Origin of the sequence: Pseudomonas sp. 5P_5.1_Bac1 (assembly GCF_025466015.1) — a bacterium.
GTDB lineage: Bacteria > Pseudomonadota > Gammaproteobacteria > Pseudomonadales > Pseudomonadaceae > Aquipseudomonas.
In genome coordinates, this window is record NZ_JANLNX010000048.1 from 1 (window position 1) to 538 (window position 538).

1 protein-coding gene is annotated in these 538 nt (G+C 66.4%); it reads left to right on the forward strand.

The annotated features are described in order from the left end of the window. The coding region (locus tag NTD82_RS09585) for an autotransporter-associated beta strand repeat-containing protein (RefSeq protein WP_262128596.1) at positions 1-538 on the forward strand (538 nt) is incomplete at both ends.

Below are 538 nucleotides of genomic sequence, written 5' to 3' on the forward strand. Positions count from 1 at the left end.
TTGGGGCGCGGACACCAACTGGACCAACTCCACCGGCAAAAACGCCAACGACTGGACCGGCGGCCAATTCGCGGTCTTCGGCGGCAAGGGTGGCACCGTCACCATCGATGGCCAGCGTGCCTTCTCCGGCATCCAGTTCCTCAGCGACGGCTACCAACTGGTCGGCACCGCTGGCACGCTGGAAGCGGTCAACGCCGCCGACGGCAGCCTGGCCAGCCTGCGCGTGGCCGGCAACGCCTCGGCGCTGATCGCCGCGCAACTGGTCGGCAGCGGCGGCATCGAGAAACTCGACGGCGGCACCCTGGTGCTGTCGGGCGCCAACACCTACAGCGGTGGCACCCTCGTCAGCGGCGGTACGCTGATAGGCAACACCACCAGCCTGCAAGGCGACATCGTCGACAACGCTGACCTGATCTTCCAACAGGACGTCAACGGCACCTTCAGCGGCAACCTGAGCGGCACCGGTTCGGCTTACAAACGCGGCGCCGGCACCCTGCTGTTCACTGGCGACCACAGCTTCAGCGGCGAATTCCTGATT